The sequence below is a fragment of the Epilithonimonas sp. 33E genome (assembly GCF_059372615.1).
The window spans coordinates 1,938,662-1,955,262 of record NZ_CM182009.1 but is presented as its reverse complement, the minus strand read 5'-3'; the positions used below and the strand labels follow the sequence as shown (position 1 = coordinate 1,955,262).

At 36.1% G+C, this 16,601-nt stretch carries 15 protein-coding genes; 13 read left to right on the top strand and 2 right to left on the bottom strand.

Going from position 1 to position 16,601, the window contains the following annotated elements; genetic code table 11:
* The first annotated feature begins 18 nt into the window (after positions 1 to 18).
* The 9 genes from AC5P2S_RS08990 to AC5P2S_RS08950 all read left to right on the top strand — a co-directional run bounded on the left by AC5P2S_RS08990 (position 19) and on the right by AC5P2S_RS08950 (position 9,042).
* Positions 19 to 2,526, top strand: coding sequence for a cation-translocating P-type ATPase (locus AC5P2S_RS08990; RefSeq protein WP_494554685.1), 2,508 nt, complete (start codon positions 19 to 21; stop codon positions 2,524 to 2,526).
* Positions 2,527 to 2,567: 41 nt separating this feature from the next.
* A complete protein-coding gene (locus AC5P2S_RS08985) occupies positions 2,568 to 2,957 on the top strand; it encodes a hypothetical protein (RefSeq protein WP_240581666.1) in 390 nt (129 codons plus the stop codon).
* Between the two features lie 70 nt (positions 2,958 to 3,027).
* Positions 3,028 to 3,474 (top strand): thioredoxin family protein, encoded by a 447-nt coding sequence (locus AC5P2S_RS08980; protein WP_494554684.1) that lies wholly within the window; start codon positions 3,028 to 3,030, stop codon positions 3,472 to 3,474.
* A gap of 6 nt (positions 3,475 to 3,480) precedes the next feature.
* On the top strand, positions 3,481 to 4,407 hold the full coding sequence (locus AC5P2S_RS08975; protein ID WP_494554683.1) for an FAD:protein FMN transferase: 927 nt from the start codon (positions 3,481 to 3,483) through the stop codon (positions 4,405 to 4,407).
* Positions 4,408 to 4,500: 93 nt separating this feature from the next.
* On the top strand, positions 4,501 to 4,722 hold the full coding sequence (locus tag AC5P2S_RS08970; RefSeq protein ID WP_300228990.1) for a DUF4266 domain-containing protein: 222 nt from the start codon (positions 4,501 to 4,503) through the stop codon (positions 4,720 to 4,722).
* Between the two features lie 35 nt (positions 4,723 to 4,757).
* Positions 4,758 to 5,948, top strand: coding sequence for a DUF3570 domain-containing protein (locus AC5P2S_RS08965; RefSeq protein ID WP_494554682.1), 1,191 nt, complete (start codon positions 4,758 to 4,760; stop codon positions 5,946 to 5,948).
* Positions 5,949 to 6,014: 66 nt separating this feature from the next.
* A complete protein-coding gene (locus tag AC5P2S_RS08960) occupies positions 6,015 to 6,710 on the top strand; it encodes a VIT1/CCC1 transporter family protein (RefSeq protein ID WP_002978596.1) in 696 nt (231 codons plus the stop codon).
* A 121-nt stretch (positions 6,711 to 6,831) separates the two neighbouring features.
* Positions 6,832 to 8,283: a hypothetical protein gene (locus AC5P2S_RS08955; RefSeq protein ID WP_494554681.1), complete on the top strand. Its 1,452-nt coding sequence runs from the start codon at positions 6,832 to 6,834 to the stop codon at positions 8,281 to 8,283.
* Positions 8,284 to 8,409: 126 nt separating this feature from the next.
* Positions 8,410 to 9,042: an NAD(P)-dependent oxidoreductase gene (locus tag AC5P2S_RS08950; RefSeq protein ID WP_494554680.1), complete on the top strand. Its 633-nt coding sequence runs from the start codon at positions 8,410 to 8,412 to the stop codon at positions 9,040 to 9,042.
* A gap of 60 nt (positions 9,043 to 9,102) precedes the next feature.
* On the opposite strand, the gene AC5P2S_RS08945 is transcribed toward AC5P2S_RS08950, so the two are convergent.
* The gene (locus AC5P2S_RS08945; RefSeq protein WP_494554679.1) at positions 9,103 to 11,235 is read right to left on the bottom strand and encodes a S46 family peptidase; all 2,133 of its coding nucleotides are present in this window, start codon (positions 11,233 to 11,235) and stop codon (positions 9,103 to 9,105) included.
* Between the two features lie 104 nt (positions 11,236 to 11,339).
* Positions 11,340 to 11,750 (bottom strand): acyl-CoA thioesterase, encoded by a 411-nt coding sequence (locus tag AC5P2S_RS08940; protein ID WP_283415530.1) that lies wholly within the window; start codon positions 11,748 to 11,750, stop codon positions 11,340 to 11,342.
* Between the two features lie 176 nt (positions 11,751 to 11,926).
* Between AC5P2S_RS08940 and AC5P2S_RS08935 the strand changes: the two genes are divergently transcribed.
* The 4 genes from AC5P2S_RS08935 to AC5P2S_RS08920 are packed head-to-tail and all read left to right on the top strand — an operon-like array spanning position 11,927 to position 16,491.
* Positions 11,927 to 12,802: a carbon-nitrogen hydrolase gene (locus tag AC5P2S_RS08935; protein ID WP_494554678.1), complete on the top strand. Its 876-nt coding sequence runs from the start codon at positions 11,927 to 11,929 to the stop codon at positions 12,800 to 12,802.
* Positions 12,802 to 13,860, top strand: a complete 1,059-nt coding sequence (locus AC5P2S_RS08930; protein ID WP_494554677.1) for an agmatine deiminase family protein — start codon at positions 12,802 to 12,804, stop codon at positions 13,858 to 13,860. The genes AC5P2S_RS08935 and AC5P2S_RS08930 overlap by 1 nt, the downstream gene beginning before the upstream one ends.
* A gap of 39 nt (positions 13,861 to 13,899) precedes the next feature.
* A complete protein-coding gene (locus AC5P2S_RS08925) occupies positions 13,900 to 15,297 on the top strand; it encodes an MFS transporter (protein ID WP_494554676.1) in 1,398 nt (465 codons plus the stop codon).
* Positions 15,298 to 15,306: 9 nt separating this feature from the next.
* Positions 15,307 to 16,491 carry a class I SAM-dependent methyltransferase gene (locus tag AC5P2S_RS08920; RefSeq protein WP_494554675.1) on the top strand — a complete coding sequence of 395 codons (1,185 nt, stop codon included), beginning with the start codon at positions 15,307 to 15,309 and terminating at the stop codon, positions 16,489 to 16,491.
* The last annotated feature ends 110 nt before the right edge of the window (positions 16,492 to 16,601 follow it).

Below are 16,601 nucleotides of genomic sequence, written 5' to 3'. Positions count from 1 at the left end.
ATACTACATCCATTTCACATGAATTACAATATCCCTGAAAATCTCAAAGGTCTTACAGAAGCGGAAGTGGAAGCTTCCCGAAAAAAATACGGATATAACCGGCTGGAAGCGGTTAAAAAAGAAACATGGGCAGATATGCTTATTGATATTCTGAAAGAACCCATGCTTATTTTATTGATATGTGTTTCACTTATCTATGTAATCATAGGTGACTATGGTGAGGCTTTATTTATGTTGGTTGCGATAATAGGAGTTACGGCTATCTCTTTCTATCAGGATAACCGAAGTAAAAAGGCCCTGGAAGAACTTGAAAAATTGAACGAGCCTTTAAGTACGGTCATAAGAAATTCAAAGATTATTAAAGTACCCACTTTTGAAATTGCTGTGGGAGATCTCTGTATTACCGAAGAAGGAAATCTGATCAATGCAGATGGTACCATTGTACATAGCAATGATTTTTCCGTTAATCAGTCTTCACTTACAGGGGAGAGCTTTTCTGTTTTTAAAGACAGCAAATCAGAAGATAATAAAGTATATAGCGGAACAATTACTGTTTCCGGACTTGCAGTTTTTGAGGTAGAACAAATAGGAAAAGAAACCAAAGTAGGAAAAATAGGGCAGTCTATATTGGGGATAAAAGAAGAAATATCTCCTTTACAGCTCCAGATCCGGAATTTTGTAAAAGGCATGGCCATTATTGGACTGATAATTTTTTTGGCGGTATGTATTTTTAGTTATATTAAAACAGAAGACTTTGTGACCAGCTTATTAAGTGGTTTGACTTTGGCAATGTCTGTACTTCCTGAGGAAATTCCTGTAGCTTTTACCACCTTTATGGCTTTGGGAGCCTGGAAGCTGATGCGGGAAGGAATTATTATCAAACGAAGCAGTATTGTCGAAACGTTGGGAAGTGTTACAGTGATATGTACAGATAAAACGGGAACAATTACCGAAAACTCAATGCAGCTAAAACATCTTTATGATTATAAGTCTGATACGATTTATGAACAGGAGAATTTCAAGACAAAAGAGCTGGATGAACTTATTGATTATGCGATGTGGAGCAGTGAGCCAGTTCCGTTTGATCCGATGGAAATAACCTTACATAAGGTGTATGAGCAGACTCAGGATTCTGACGACAGAAAAAATTATCAGTTATTTCATGAATATCCGTTGGAAGGAAAACCTCCTATGATGACCCATCTTTTTGAAAATGAACAAAAAGAGAGAATTATTGCGGCAAAAGGTGCTCCTGAAGCAATTCTTACTGTTTCTGAACTTTCAGAAGAGGAAAAGAATAAAATCAGAAATATTATAAAAGAATTTGGTGAAAAGGGATATCGGGTTCTTGGAGTTGCCAAATCTCATTTCGAAAGAAATAATTTCCCTGAAAACCAGCAGGATTTTAGTTTTGAATTTTTAGGACTGACCGCATTTTATGATCCTCCAAAAAAAGAAATAAAAGAAGTTCTTCAGCATATTTATAACGCAGGGATTAAGGTAAAGGTAATTACAGGGGATAATGCGGATACCACAAAGGCCATTGCATTGCAGGCCGGGATTATCAATAATGCTCCGGCCGTTAATGGGAGTGACGTCACCGCAAGTTCAGAAGATGATTTAATGAAACTTTCTGAAAAAACGACTCTGTTTACAAGAATGTTTCCTGAAGCAAAGCTTGAAGTGGTGAATGCACTGAAAGCACAGGGGAACGTAGTGGCCATGTTGGGAGATGGAGTGAACGACGGTCCTGCATTAAAAGCTGCCCATATAGGAGTCGCAATGGGAAATAAAGGAACCGAAATTGCCAAATCAGCGGCAGCACTCGTCATTACGAATGATGATCTTGAAAAGCTGGTAGTAGGAATTGCTGCGGGTCGGAGAATTTATGCCAATATCAAAAAAGCTGTTCAGTATATTATTTCTATTCATATTCCCATTATCCTTACAGTTTCTTTGCCTTTATTCCTGGGATGGGTATTCCCTCACATATTTACCCCGGTTCATGTTATTTTTCTTGAACTGGTAATGGGACCTACCTGTTCCATTGTGTATGAAAATGAGCCTATTGAAAAAGATGCAATGCAAAGGCCTCCAAGAGTGCTTACAGATACATTTCTGAACTGGGGAGAGCTTATGGTAAGTATTATTCAGGGATTGGTTATCACAGCAGGAATACTATGGATATATCAACATTCTGTCCACCTGGGGAATGATGAGCCTACAACAAGAGCTTGGGTGTTCAGTACTTTAATATTTGCGAATATTTTACTGAGTTTGGTAAATCGATCTTTCCATTACAGTATTTTTGAAAGTTTTAAAAATCGCAATTATTTATTAGTAGGTATTTCCGCGTTGGTTCTTGTATTATTGTTTGTTATTCTATATGTGAAGCCGGTATCAGGATTCTTTAGTGTAGCGCCTCTTACAGTAAAAGAATTAGGATTAACATTCCTTACTGCTGCAGTTTCTGTGCTTTGGTTTGAGATTTATAAGCTTCTAAAAAGGCTTTTGGAAAGGAAATAAAAAATAATGATTCCTAATAAAATATTTTATAATTTTGATTTGTGAAAAAATTGATTTCCATACTGTTATTGTCACTGTATTTAATTTCAACAACTGAAGTATATCAGCTGTTGAAAATTCCGACTTTGATAGAACATTATTGGGAACACAAAAAGTTGAATCCGGAAATGTCTCTTACAGCGTTTCTGAAAACCCATTATGAAAATCCCGTTAAAGACGGAGACTATGGCAAAGATCAGAAACTGCCGTTTGTAATTCATTCAGCACCATTAACTTTGATATTCACGATTCACCCAGGCTTTTGTTTTGAAGCAAAGGCTGAAAGTTTCAGACCATTACAATCTCATAAAATTCCTTCAAAAGATGAAGATTTTTGTTACAAAGGATTTACAGGATCGGTCTGGGAACCACCGAAATCTTTGTCCATATAATCTATTTAATTTGATTGATCTACAATCAAACAACATCATTATTCTCTAAAATCATTATAAAAATTAAATAATGAAAACACTATTTTCAGCCATATTAATGGTTGTATTCTCTGTTGGCATTCACGCGCAGAGTCGTTGGGAAAGTGCCAAAAAACTGGCGTCCCAAAATAAAGAACTTATTTTACTGAACTTTTCAGGTTCAGATTGGTGTATTCCATGCATCAAACTTCATAAGAATATCATTGAAACCGATGAATTTAAAAAGCTGGAAACAGAAAATATCGCTGTTTACATCAATGCAGATTTTCCAAGAAACAAAAAGAATCAGCTTTCTCCGGAATTGAAAAAAGAAAATGCATCGCTTGCTGATCGATATAATCCGAAAGGACTTTTTCCTTACACCCTTTTATTGAATTCGGAGGGAAAGGTTTTGAAAAGCTGGGAGGGACTTCCATCTGAAAATGCTTTAGCTTTCACCAAAGAAGTACGGAACATTAGAGAAAACCAAAATAAATAAGATCATATGTTGAGAGAGTTCAAAAGACCTCAGAAATTAATGGGGAACGCTTTTGAAATTACCGTTGTAAGTGACAATGAAAATTTGGCTAATCAGCATATTGATGCAGCTATTGACGAAATTCGGAGGATTGAAAGACTTTTAACTACTTTCAACGACGAAAGCCAAACCCATCTTATCAATAAAAATGCAGGCATAAAGCCTGTGAAAGTAGATGGGGAAATCTTTGGTTTAATTGAAAGAAGTTTGAGAATCAGTAAAATTACAGACGGATATTTTGATATTTCTTACGGTGGAATCGACAAAAGCTTCTGGAATTTTGACCGGCAGATGCAACAGCTTCCTGATCCTGAACTGATCAAAAAACATCTGAAACTGGTTAATTATCATAACATCATTCTTGACCATCACAATCAAACAGTTTTCCTGAAAGAAAAAGGAATGCGTATTGGTTTCGGTGGAATAGGGAAGGGTTACGCTGCAGAAATGGCAAAACAGATCCTTCAAAGCAGAGGGGTAACTTCCGGAATTGTGAATGCTTCAGGCGATCTAACGACGTGGGGAAATCAGGCAGACGGAAAGCCCTGGACTGTCGGAATTGCAGATCCCGACAATGCAAAACAACCGTTTTCGTATATGAATATCACCAATATGGCGGTTGCAACTTCCGGAAATTATGAAAAATTCGTTATGATCAACGGTAAAAAATATTCTCATACCATTAATCCCAAAACAGGAATGCCTGTTTCGGGCGTGAAAAGTGTTACGATCTTTTGTCCCAACGCAGAAATTGCCGATGCAATGGCAACTCCCGTAAGCATTATGGGAATCGATGCGGCGCTTAATATGATCAACCAGATCAATCATCTGGAATGCATCATTATTGATGATCAGTACAAAATTTATTCATCTCAAAACATTAATTTAAAATGAAATGCTTTGTCATTCTGAACGAAATAAAATGAAGTGAAGAATCTCTATCTGAATTTCAGGATTCAAAATAAGAATTCTAAAAACATCTTTAAAATGAAAAACCTTATAAAAATATCAGCTTGCTTACTGATCACAGTAGCTTCGGTACAGTCCTGCACAACCGTAAAAGAGTACGAAAAAAATAAATTGAACGATGCCGAAATGGTTCTCGGAAACCGCACAATAGAAAAAACCGAACTGAGCTTTCAGTCCTACAGAGAAGGATCTTCGGGCGCAAATGCCGGAAAAGTTGGCGGTGGTTGTGGATGTAATTAAAAAGAGTAATCGTAAAATTTAATTGTGATTCAAAAATGAAAAAATTGATCGTAAGTGTTATTGCTCTTTTCGGAATTTTCAACGCAAAAGCACAGGAAAACACAAACAATGAACAGCCTAAAAAACTGACTTTTGATGAAGCTAATTTAGTTTCAAGCTATTATAAACAAAACGGAAACAATTCCGCAGTGACGGGAGGAATCGGGACGGAAAAACTGACCGATATTTCCAATACCATCGATGTAACTATGGTAAAATACGACAAGAAAGACAGGAAAAATAAATTCGATCTTAGTGTCGGGATCGATCATTATACTTCCGCTTCGTCGGATATGATCGATCTGAAAGCCAATTCATCAGCTTCCCACGCAGACAACAGAATTTATCCTGCATTAAGCTGGAGCCGTGAGAATACTGAAAAAGGAACGACTTTAATGGCGGGTGTTTCTACCTCTTTTGAATTTGATTATGCATCTTATGGTGCAAACATCGGGTTTTCGCAAAAAACCAAGAACAGAATGGGAGAGTTTACGGCGAAATTCCAGGCTTATCTGGATCAGGTAAAGCTGATTGCTCCGATTGAACTCAGAACAAATGGAAGCACCGGAGGAGAACACGAAAACTACGGAACCAGCGGAAGAAATACTTTTGCGCTGTCACTTTCTTATTCGCAGATCATTAATCAGAATTTTCAGGTTGAATTTTTGGCAGACGGCGTTCAGCAGACAGGATATTTAAGTTTGCCTTTCCATCGTGTTTACTTTACGGACAATTCAGTTCATCAGGAAGCTTTGCCGGATAAAAGGTTTAAAATTCCTTTGGGAGTAAGAGCGAATTATTTCCCCGGGGACAAAGTGATTCTGAGAGCGTATTATCGTTATTATACCGACGATTGGGGCTTGAAATCCAATACTTTCAGCCTGGAAACACCGGTAAAAATTTCACCTTTTATTTCGGTAAGCCCGTTTTACAGGTATTATTCTCAGACTGCAGCTAAATATTTTGCACCTTATCAAGAGCACACGGCTTTTGATGATTTTTATACCAGTAATTATGATCTTTCAAAATTCAGCAGTAATTTTTACGGGGCAGGAATCAGAATAACTCCGAAGAACGGTTTATTTGGTGTTGAAAGGCTGAATATGCTGGAAATCAGATACGGACATTACACGAAATCCGTGGGAATGAAGTCTGATATTATTTCCCTGAATTTGAGATTTAAATAAAATCATTTTAAATTTGACTTGCTAAAGATGTTTGGCAAGTCATTTTTTAATAAAAAAATAAAGCTTATGCATCATCAATTGGAAAAACATTATGTGAATAGGGTCGGCTGGCTTCGTGCTGCGGTTTTAGGTGCAAATGACGGATTATTGTCTACCACAAGCATCGTAATAGGTGTTGCTGCAGCCAATCCCGACAGAAATACCATTATTCTTGCCGCTTTAGCAGGAATGATCGCCGGAGCGATGTCTATGGCAGCAGGAGAATATGTGTCGGTAAGTTCACAGGAAGACACCGAAAAAGCTGATCTTTTAAGAGAAAAACGTGAGCTTGAAGAAATGCCGGAAGTGGAGTTGAGAGAATTGGCAAAGATCTACGAGAGACGCGGTGTAAGTAAAGAAACCGCTTTGAAAGTAGCTACCGAACTTACGGAGCACGATGCTTTGGCTGCGCACGCTCATGATGAGTTGGGAATCAATGAAATAACACAGGCAAAACCTTTGCAGGCTGCGTTTGCATCATTCGGTTCGTTTGCTTTGGGCGCATTGCTGCCTTTTGCGGTTTCACTTTTAGCTCCGATTAAACAAATGGTTTATTTTCAGTATGGATTTTCTATCATTTTCTTAATGATTTTAGGAGCCATTTCAGCAAAAACAGGCGGTTCAAAAATCGGAATTGCCGTTCTGAGAATCTGTTTCTGGGGAACGGTTGCCATGGGAATTACCGCTTTGATAGGGCATCTTTTCGGGGTGACGGTTTCGTGAAATTTTGTATATTTTAAATGGCTGATGAAAAAAAAATTAATTCAAAAATTAATATTGATTATTATTTTTATTTCAAACAATATTTTAGCAATAAATTAGTTAATTATTTATTTAGCTGTAAATGTTGAGACAATATTGTTTTTGGTTACTAATTTTCTGTACTATTACTATTACGGCTCAAAATAATTTTACATTCATCAATGATAATTATAGCGGAATCAATTCTGCAGTATTATCACCAACGCAACCTTATCTTAATCCTAATCCATGGGACTCTAATTTGATCTCAACTGATGTTTTTTTTCAGAATAATTATGCTTATATCTCTCAGCAAAGTATTTTGGGTTTGTTAAATACGTCAATAAAAACAGCTAGTCCAAAGCGAGGCATAAGCGGCGAAAATCAGCCTAATGTTCTTGATTTTTACAATAAGGATAATGCCAATTTTCTTTTTAATTCTGATATACTTGGCCCATCTTTTTCGCTGTCTGCAAACATCAATGATAAAAAGTATGTATTTGGATTATTCAGCCGTTTGAGAACTCAGGCTTCGGTTTTGGATTTTGATAATTATTTACGATTTAGTAACAAAATGATTTCCCAACCTCTTTTGTATGAGATGCATCCGTTTGCAACACAGGTTATGAACTGGAACGAAATTGGCCTTAACGCAGCCACCAGAATTTTTCCCTATTCCGATAAACAATGGATTCTTGGTGTGAACTTAAAATATGAAATAGGTTTGGATGCGGCTAATATCATCAATCATCAGAATATAAAACTAACCACAACAGAGCCTGCTGCAGGAGAAGATCCTGAGAAAAAAAACATATATGCATCGGATTATGATATCACGGCAAGTTATGTCACTAATTATAATTTTGAAACCAATCGTTACGAATATAAACAAAACGGAACAGGTTTAGGTCTGGATCTCGGAATAACTGTTATAGACAAGGGCTTGCGGGAAGACGAATATAATTATAAACTTTCATTTGATATTGTTGATCTTGGTTATGTTAATTTTAAGCAGGGAATTAACCATGCTTTTGTCAATGGTAATACGGTCTGGCTACAAAACAACCCCAATCTTGAAAACCAAGTATTTGAAAATCCTGAAGAATATCTGAAATTACTGAGTCGGGAAGCGTACGGCGACGAGAACAAATCCTTTGCAGGCTACGGTTTTAGAATCGGGTTGCCAACTAGCATTAACTTCAATTACAGTCAAAGAATTAAGGAAAATCATTTTATCAACTTCAATTGGATCCAAAGAGTTCCGGTTTTTGAAAATTCGGTAAAGCGAAATAATGTTTTCAATGCTAATTATTCCGTTCAAAAAGCATTTTTGGGCTACGGAATTTCTACAACTTTGTCCGAATATAAAAATTTTCAGTTTGGTGGCTATTTCAGAATCGGTCCATTGATTCTCGGAAGCGAAAATGTGTTTCCAATATTGTTCAAACAAAAACAGCTCCACAATGCTGATTTTTATATGGCAATCAAGCTCTATCCGTTTTGGGATAATGATCTGAAACGGCACAGAAGACAAAAATGTGATTGCGAAAAGTGAAAATATTGTATCTTTAACACATCAAAATTGTTTTATAAATAAAATCAAGGCTCAGGAATATCCTGAAAAGATTCTTTTCTGTATAAGAATCTAATTCTTTATGTCAAAAATTTATAAAACAAAAAAATGAAAAATCCTAAAATAGCTCTTATCGGAGCAACCGGAAAAGCCGGGAAATATATTCTTTCAAAACTTCTTGAACGTAATTATCAGGTCAAATTATTACTCAGAAATCCAGAAAATTTTCAAATCCAAAATCCCTTAATAAAAATTATAAAAGGGGACGCAAGAGATTATGATTCAATTGAAAAGTTAATAGAAAATTGTGATTTGGTTATCAGCGCTCTTGGACAGCCAAAAGGCGAAAAAACGATTTTTAGCGATGCTACTTCTAATATTATTAAAGCTTTTAGTAGTGAAAAAGGTCGTTATATCTTAGTAACAGGATTAAGTGTAAATTCACCTTTTGATAGTAAAAATGAAAGTGTAATTGCAGCTACAAAATGGATGCATGAAAACTACCAGGAAACTACTTCTGATAAGCAAAAAGAATATGAGATTTTATCAAAAAGTAATTTGGATTGGACCGTTCTCAGGCTTCCTTTGATTGTACAGACAGATGTAATTTCCAAAATTGGAGCATCGATTGAAGATTGCAAAGGAAGATCTGTGAGTGCCTCCAGTTTAGCTGAGTTTATTTCAAATGAAATTGAAAATGAGGAATATATCAGGAAGTCTCCTTTTGTATTTGATATTTGAATGATCTAAAAAAAACGCCAAAGCATCAACTTTGGCGTTTCTTATATTTAATTAAAATGATTATTTAACGATTTTCATTTCGTTGATTAACCATTTTGCATCTGCATATTTATCAATTACGAAAAGAATATATTTGGTATCAACCATGATGTTTCTGCATAATCTAGGATCATAATTGATGTCGCTCATTGTTCCTTCCCATTGTCTGTCAAAGTTAAGCCCAATCAGGTTTCCGTTAGCATCCAAAGCGGGACTTCCGGAGTTTCCGCCGGTAGTATGATTGGTAGCTGTAAAATTCACCGGAACATCGCCTGTTTTATCTTTATAGATTCCATAATCTTTGGTATTATAAAGATTGATTAGTTTTTTTGGCAGATCAAATTCATAATCTCCGGGAATATATTTTTCCATTACGCCCGCAAGATGCGTTTGATAACCATAAGTTACGGCATCTCTTGGATTGGAGCCCTTTACCTTGCCATAAGTTACCCGTAAAGTAGAGTTTGCATCCGGAAAAAACTTTCTGTCTTTATCCGTCTCCATTTGTTGCGCCATGAATTTCTTCTGCAAAGCATCTATATCAGTCTGCAGCGCAGTAACCTGCTTATCTGTAGTTTCAAGATAAGACGTTTTGAAGGCTCCAAACATTTGAATCAACGGATCTTTTTTTAGATTTTCAACCAATGTTTTTTGATCAGCAAAAAGCTTATCCATATTTTTGGCGACATTATTATCGTCTTTTGTTCTTCCTGTGATCATCGAGATTTTAGACACATTGTCCATCATTCCGAGATTTCTGGTCTCATTTTTCAATTGGTCGAAATCTTTCGGAAGAAATTTGGCTTCAGTTTTATTTGCGTATAATGCAAGGATCTTGGCAGTAACTTTTGCGTCCAGTTCTGCATCATAGTCTTTGTAAATATCTGCTAGTCTTGCTTTTAGAGCATCAATATTTTTAGTATCCATTTTTCCGGATTCATAGCTCTGGATATAGTTGTTTAAAAGCCCTGCAAGTGTAAAGGTGTCCGAATTTCTTACAATCTCAGAATAATAAGCTCTGTGAAGATTGTAAGGCGCTTGTTCATTATATTTTTGAGTTAGCTGATCAATGGTTGTTTTGATTCCCGGGTTTTTAGAGATCAGCATCTGCTCGTATTGCTTTTTCTTCTCAACAGCATTGGACTTTTTAAGGCCTTCCACTTCTCCGATCCATTTTTTCCAATAGTTGGCTACTCTTGCATATTTTGAAGCATATTTAATTTTTGTTGCAGGATCCACTCTCATTTTTTCATCCAGTGTTTTGAGAGCAATATCACGAACTGCGATCATTGCAGGATCTGTCTCCAGCATTATTTTTTCTACAGCAATAGCAGGAAGATATTCGGTTGTTCTACCCGGAAATCCAAATACGAAAGTGAAATCATCTTCTTTTTTATCTTTGATAGAAATTGGTAAAAAATGTTTCGGCGTGTAAGGAATATTATCTTTGGAATATTCTGCCGGTTTGTTGTTTTTATCGGCGTAGATTCTAAACATCGAGAAATCTCCTGTGTGCCTTGGCCAAACCCAATTGTCCGTGTCAGAACCATATTTTCCGATAGAAGAAGGTGGAGCACCTACCAGACGGATGTCTTTGTACGTTTCTATAACAAAAGCATAATACTTGCTACCATAATACATCGGCCTTACGGAAATCGTCTGATAGGATTCTATTTTCTGCGCTTTTTTGTAAGCATCGATGTTGTCATTGATTTTTTTTGAAAGATCAGCGCCTGAAAGATTGTCTGTCCCGGCAAGTATATCTTTTGTAACTTCCTTGATATCGGTAATGAAATCAACGGTCACACCGGGATTTGGCAATTCTCCATTCATGTCTTTTGCCCAGAAACCATTTGTGAGCAGGTCGTTTTCGACAGTAGAATGAGATTGAATATTATCATAGCCACAGTGGTGATTGGTTAATAACAGTCCTTTTCCCGAAATGATTTCCGCAGTACAACCACCATCGAATTGGACTACAGCATCCTTAATACTTGCTTTAGTCGGATCAAAAATATCTTTGGCAGAAATTTTCATCCCGAGTTCTTTCATTTCTTTTTCATTAACTTCTGTCGGAATCCACATTCCTCCGTATTGCTGAGCGAATGTCATTACTGATGACAAAGCAAAAGCTGATAAGAGAATTCTTTTCATTTCAAACTTTTAAAATTTCACGAATTTAATTAAAATTTTTGGAAGAGATGATTTGACTGCGTTTAATTTTTGGACAAAAAAATAGAATCTGTTTTTAGATTCTATTACAATTCCGAGTCAGTATTTTTAACATATAATCTGTCAGCTACATATTCGATTTTTGTTTTACCGTGTGGCTTTGGCAATCCATCTTCGCCAAGCGCTACAAAAACTAATTTGTCAATCGTAATGATTTTTTGATGCGTCATTTTATTTCTTACTTCGCATCTTAGTGTCAAAGAGGTTCTGCCAAATTCCACAGCTTCGATCCCAATTTCTATAATATCGCCTTGTTTAGCAGAACTTACAAAATTGATCTCAGAGATATACTTTGTTACTGCCCTTGAATTTTCTAACTGGATAATTGCATAAAGCGCCGCTTCTTCATCAATCCATTGGAGAAGCCTACCTCCGAAAAGTGAATGATTTGGATTAAGGTCTTCCGGTTTTATCCATTTTCTGGTATGATAATTCATCATAATTCTGGTGTATTTTAACTTGGTGCAAAGGTAAAATTTATTAAGGGATTTTCATGGTTATAATTCATAGAAAACATTCATGATTAAATTATTTTTTTTGAAATATTAATGTAAATTTTTTGGTTGAATTTTTGATTCCCTAGATTCTTAGTATTTTTGTAAAAATTTTTAGAATGTCAAAAGTGAAAATTGGAACAGTTCAGATGTCTTGTGTTGCCGATAAGCAAACCAATCTGAATAAAGCCATTGAAAAAATAAAAGAAGCGGCTGCTAAAGGTGCTCAGATTGTTTGTTTACAGGAACTTTTCACATCACTATATTTTTGTGATGTAGAAGATTACGATAATTTTGAGCTGGCAGAACCAATTCCTGGCCCTTCAACAGAGGCATTATCGCCAGTTGCAAAAGAACTGGGTGTTGTGATTATTGCTTCGTTATTCGAAAAAAGAGCACAAGGTCTTTACCATAATACAACAGCTGTTATTGATGCAGATGGAACTTATCTTGGAAAATACCGCAAAATGCACATTCCTGATGACCCAGCATTTTATGAGAAATTCTATTTCACACCTGGAGATTTAGGGTATAAAGTTTTTCTTACCAAATTTGGAAAAGTCGGCGTGTTGATTTGTTGGGACCAATGGTATCCGGAAGCGTCGAGAATTACTGCTTTAATGGGTGCTGATATTATGTTCTATCCAACGGCTATAGGCTGGGCAACAGACCAGGATGAAGAAACCAATCAAGACCAATATAATGCTTGGCAGACAATCCAACGTTCTCATGCAGTTGCCAACGGAGTTCCTGTCGTTTCTGTAAATAGAGTAGGCTTTGAGCAAGATGGTGCTATGAAATTCTGGGGTGGAAGCTTTGTAACCAATGCTCAAGGAAAGCTTTTATATCTTGGTTCTCACGATAAGGAAGAAGTGGTTGTCACAGAAGTTGACCTGGCTCAAACCGATTACATGAGAAAGCATTGGCCTTTTCTAAGAGACCGAAGAATTGAAACTTATTCGCCGATTACAAAACGTTTTATTGACGAGGATTAATGGTTATAGATAAAAATTTTAATCCGTTAGAAAATGGATATACTTTCCCAGCAGAATGGGAAGAACACGAAGCAACTTGGCTTTCCTGGCCTCACAAAGAAGAATCCTGGCCGGAAAGAATCGATTTGATTTATCCTGCTTACGCACAATTCATTGCTGAATTGACAAAGGGCGAATTTGTTTGCATCAATGTAAAAGATCAGGAAATGCAGGCTTTCGCAATGGAACATATTTCAAAAGCAGGAGCGGATATTTCCAAAGTCGAATTCTATTTCCACGAAACCAATGATGCATGGTGCAGGGATCACGGACCGGCATTTTTAGTGAATAAAAATGGAGAAGAACCTCAAAAAATTATCGTTGATTGGGGTTTCAATGCGTGGGGAGGAAAATATCCACCATTCGAACTGGATGATGTAATTCCGACCAAAATTGCTGAAGAAAAAGGACTGCCGGTTCTTTACCCAGGAATTATTATGGAAGGCGGTTCAGTCGAGTTTAATGGTGCCGGAACCGTTTTAACTTCAAAGTCCTGTTTGCTCAATAAAAACAGAAATCCGCATCTATCACAGGAAGAAGTGGAAGAGTTTCTGAAAAAATATTACGGACAGAAACAGGTTCTTTGGGTTGATGACGGAATTGTTGGCGATGATACAGATGGTCACGTTGATGACACCATAAGATTTGTGAATGAAAATACAGTTCTCACCGTTATCGAAGATAATCATGAAGATGATAATTATGAGATTCTCCAAACCAATCTTCGTCAGCTTCAGGAAATGACCTTGTTGAATGGCGAAAAGCTGAACATCATTCAACTACCAATGCCAGACCCGGTTTATTGTGACGGACAAAGATTACCTGCATCGTACGCCAATTTTTACATCGCTAACAAGTCAGTCATTGTTCCGACTTACCGATGTGAGAAAGATGCAGTGGCTTTGGAAATTATCCAAAAATGTTTTCCTGACAGGAAAGTTGTGGGAATCGATTCTACCGACATTATTTGGGGATTGGGAAGTTTCCATTGTTTGAGCCAGCAAGAACCTTTGGTATAAATTTAGGTCCGCTAAAAGCGGATTTTTTATTTTGAAATTATGAGCCAGATCAATACTTCGGATTCAGTCAAAAAGATATTGCCATTTATCTTGGCAACTGCTATTTTTATGCAGATGCTGGATTCTACAATTCTCAATACATCTTTACCTTCAATTGCGCGGGATTTGCAGGAATCGCCACTCAATATGCAGAATGCAATTGTGAGTTATGTGTTGACTTTGGCTTTGTTTATGCCGGTAAGCGGTTTTTTGGCAGATAAATTTGGTACCAAGAAAGTTTTCATTTTGTCTTTGGTATTATTTTCTCTTGGCTCATTATTTTGTTCGTTATCACAAAACCTCACACAATTAGTTATTTCCAGGGTCATTCAAGGTGTTGGTGGTAGTCTGATGACGCCTGTGGGAAAATTGGCATTGATTAAAACTTTTGATAAAAGCGAATTGCTGAAAGCGATGAATTATGCTATTGTTCCTGCATTGATAGGACCGATTCTCGGACCTGTGATTGGTGGTTACATTGTGGATTATCTTTCCTGGCATTGGATTTTTCTAATCAACATCCCCATCGGGATTTTAGGAATCTTGTTGAGTATCAGATGTATGCCCAATTACAAATCTCCAGTTATCGATTTTGATCTGAAAGGCTTCCTGATTTTTGCAGCAGCTTCTCTTTTGCTTTCCATTTCTTTGGAATTGCTGGGGAATACTAAAAATATTACCCCGATTTTATTGATTTTGATGTTGGGTTTTCTAATGCTGTTTTATTATTACAAACATGCTAAAACTGATAACAATCCTATTTTTCCACTTAATCTTTTCCAGGTTCGCACATTTCGGGTTGGGATTTTAGGCAATCTGGCAACAAGGTTGGGAATCAGCTCTGTTCCGCTTTTGGTTCCGCTAATGATACAGATTTCCTACGGCCAATCGGCACTAACATCGGGTTGGATTGTAGCACCAATGGCTCTCACGGCCATGTTTGGAAAATCTTTTGTCATTGGGATATTAGATAGATTCGGTTATCGTAAAACGTTGATGACCAACACGTTTATCATCGGGGTTTTGATTTGTTGTCTGGCGATTCCGGATGTCAATAGTTCGATTTATTGGTTTGTACCTATTCTTTTGATAGTGGGATTTTTCAACTCAATTCAGTTTACATCTATGAACACCATTTCCATTGCTGACCTCAGAACCTATCATACCAGTAGCGGAAATTCTTTGGTTTCTGTTAATCAGCAGTTTGCGGTTGGATTTGGAATCTCTTTCGGATTGATTGTCCTGAAGCTTTTCGAGGGTGATACTTCCTTCATCCACAACGAAACACACAATGCATTCCGATACACGTTTCTGATTGTAGGTTTTCTTACCATACTTTCAGGATTTGTTTTTAGAAGATTGCATTCCAAAGATGGAGAAAATATGAAATCAGCTTAATAATATTTAATGGATTTTTCAAAACTAATTAATTCTGATATTCAAAACTATATCAATCAAAATCTTAATTCAGATTTAACTAAATTATTGCTGAAAAAATCGCCGTTTCCAGATATTTCGATACAGCAAATTGTACAACAAATCAAAGGCAGAAAAATAGCAGAAAAGAAATTTCCATTCCTTGCAAAAGAAGGAATCATTTTCCCTCCAAATCTCAATCTTGAGCAAGCTTCATCTCAATCAACCGCAGAATACAAAGCTCAAAATCTTAAAGGAAAATCTTTTCTTGATTTAACTTGCGGATTGGGGATTGATGCTTATTTTTTATCGAAGAATTTTGATGAAGTTACCTTAATAGAGCAAAATCCGGAATTGATTTCCATAGTTGAGCATAACTGGAAAATATTACACAGAAAAGCAAATTTCATCAATGAAAATCTGGAAACATTCTTAGAAAGTCTTCGAGAACCTCAGACTGACAATTTTACTAATTTTGATTTGGTATATCTCGATCCAGCAAGAAGAGATCAGCAAAACAAAAAGAAATTCCTGCTTGAAGATTTATCCCCGAATCTCTTGAAAATTGAAGAAAAATTAAAATTAATTTCAGATAAAACTATTGTCAAACTATCGCCATTAATTGATATTTCTTATCTCATTTCGGAATTAAAAAATATTACTGAAATTCAAATTATTGCGGTTAAGAATGAAGTGAAAGAACTTTTGTTAATTATCGAGAAATCAGATGTAAGTTGCGAGCTGCAGGATGTTTCAATTCGTTGTATAAATTTGGAATCTGATGAACCCGAATTTTCTTTCAATTTCAATGATGAAAAATCGGCAAAGTCAAAATTCTCGGAAAGTTTGAAATTTCTTTATATTCCAAACAACTCGATTCTGAAAGCGGGAGCGTTTAATATCATTTCAGAAAAATTTGGCTTGAAAAAACTGCATCCAAATACTCATTTTTATACTTCAGAAAACAAAATTGAAAATTTTCCTGGAAGAGTGTTAGAAATAGAAAAAATTGACGTAAAAGATTTGAAGAAAAGAGGAAATTATAATTTGATTTCCAAAAATTATCCTTTGAAGCCGGAAGAAATCAAGAAAAAATATAAACTGAATGACGGTGGAAATCATTACCTGATTTTCACGCAATCCGTTAATGGAAAAGAAATCTTGAAAAGCCTTTAAATTAATCTTCTGATTAACAAAGCTTTAATCAGATGTTAATTATTTAGCCTTATTTTTAAAAATAATTGAATCTAAGTTCCTCTTCCCATAAAATTTCACTACATTTGCAC

Bases quoted from the DNA above. Each gene is read 5' to 3' on its own strand.
- AC5P2S_RS08945 (WP_494554679.1), bottom strand. From the start codon at position 11,235: ATGAAAAGAATTCTCTTATCAGCTTTTGCTTTGTCATCAGTAATGACA.
- AC5P2S_RS08920 (WP_494554675.1), top strand. From the start codon at position 15,307: ATGGATTTTTCAAAACTAATTAATTCTGATATTCAAAACTATATCAAT.
- AC5P2S_RS08955 (WP_494554681.1), top strand. From the start codon at position 6,832: ATGTTGAGACAATATTGTTTTTGGTTACTAATTTTCTGTACTATTACT.
- AC5P2S_RS08940 (WP_283415530.1), bottom strand. From the start codon at position 11,750: ATGAATTATCATACCAGAAAATGGATAAAACCGGAAGACCTTAATCCA.
- AC5P2S_RS08990 (WP_494554685.1), top strand. From the start codon at position 19: ATGAATTACAATATCCCTGAAAATCTCAAAGGTCTTACAGAAGCGGAA.
- AC5P2S_RS08965 (WP_494554682.1), top strand. From the start codon at position 4,758: ATGAAAAAATTGATCGTAAGTGTTATTGCTCTTTTCGGAATTTTCAAC.
- AC5P2S_RS08925 (WP_494554676.1), top strand. From the start codon at position 13,900: ATGAGCCAGATCAATACTTCGGATTCAGTCAAAAAGATATTGCCATTT.
- AC5P2S_RS08930 (WP_494554677.1), top strand. From the start codon at position 12,802: ATGGTTATAGATAAAAATTTTAATCCGTTAGAAAATGGATATACTTTC.
- AC5P2S_RS08950 (WP_494554680.1), top strand. From the start codon at position 8,410: ATGAAAAATCCTAAAATAGCTCTTATCGGAGCAACCGGAAAAGCCGGG.
- AC5P2S_RS08975 (WP_494554683.1), top strand. From the start codon at position 3,481: ATGTTGAGAGAGTTCAAAAGACCTCAGAAATTAATGGGGAACGCTTTT.
- AC5P2S_RS08960 (WP_002978596.1), top strand. From the start codon at position 6,015: ATGCATCATCAATTGGAAAAACATTATGTGAATAGGGTCGGCTGGCTT.
- AC5P2S_RS08980 (WP_494554684.1), top strand. From the start codon at position 3,028: ATGAAAACACTATTTTCAGCCATATTAATGGTTGTATTCTCTGTTGGC.
- AC5P2S_RS08970 (WP_300228990.1), top strand. From the start codon at position 4,501: ATGAAAAACCTTATAAAAATATCAGCTTGCTTACTGATCACAGTAGCT.
- AC5P2S_RS08935 (WP_494554678.1), top strand. From the start codon at position 11,927: ATGTCAAAAGTGAAAATTGGAACAGTTCAGATGTCTTGTGTTGCCGAT.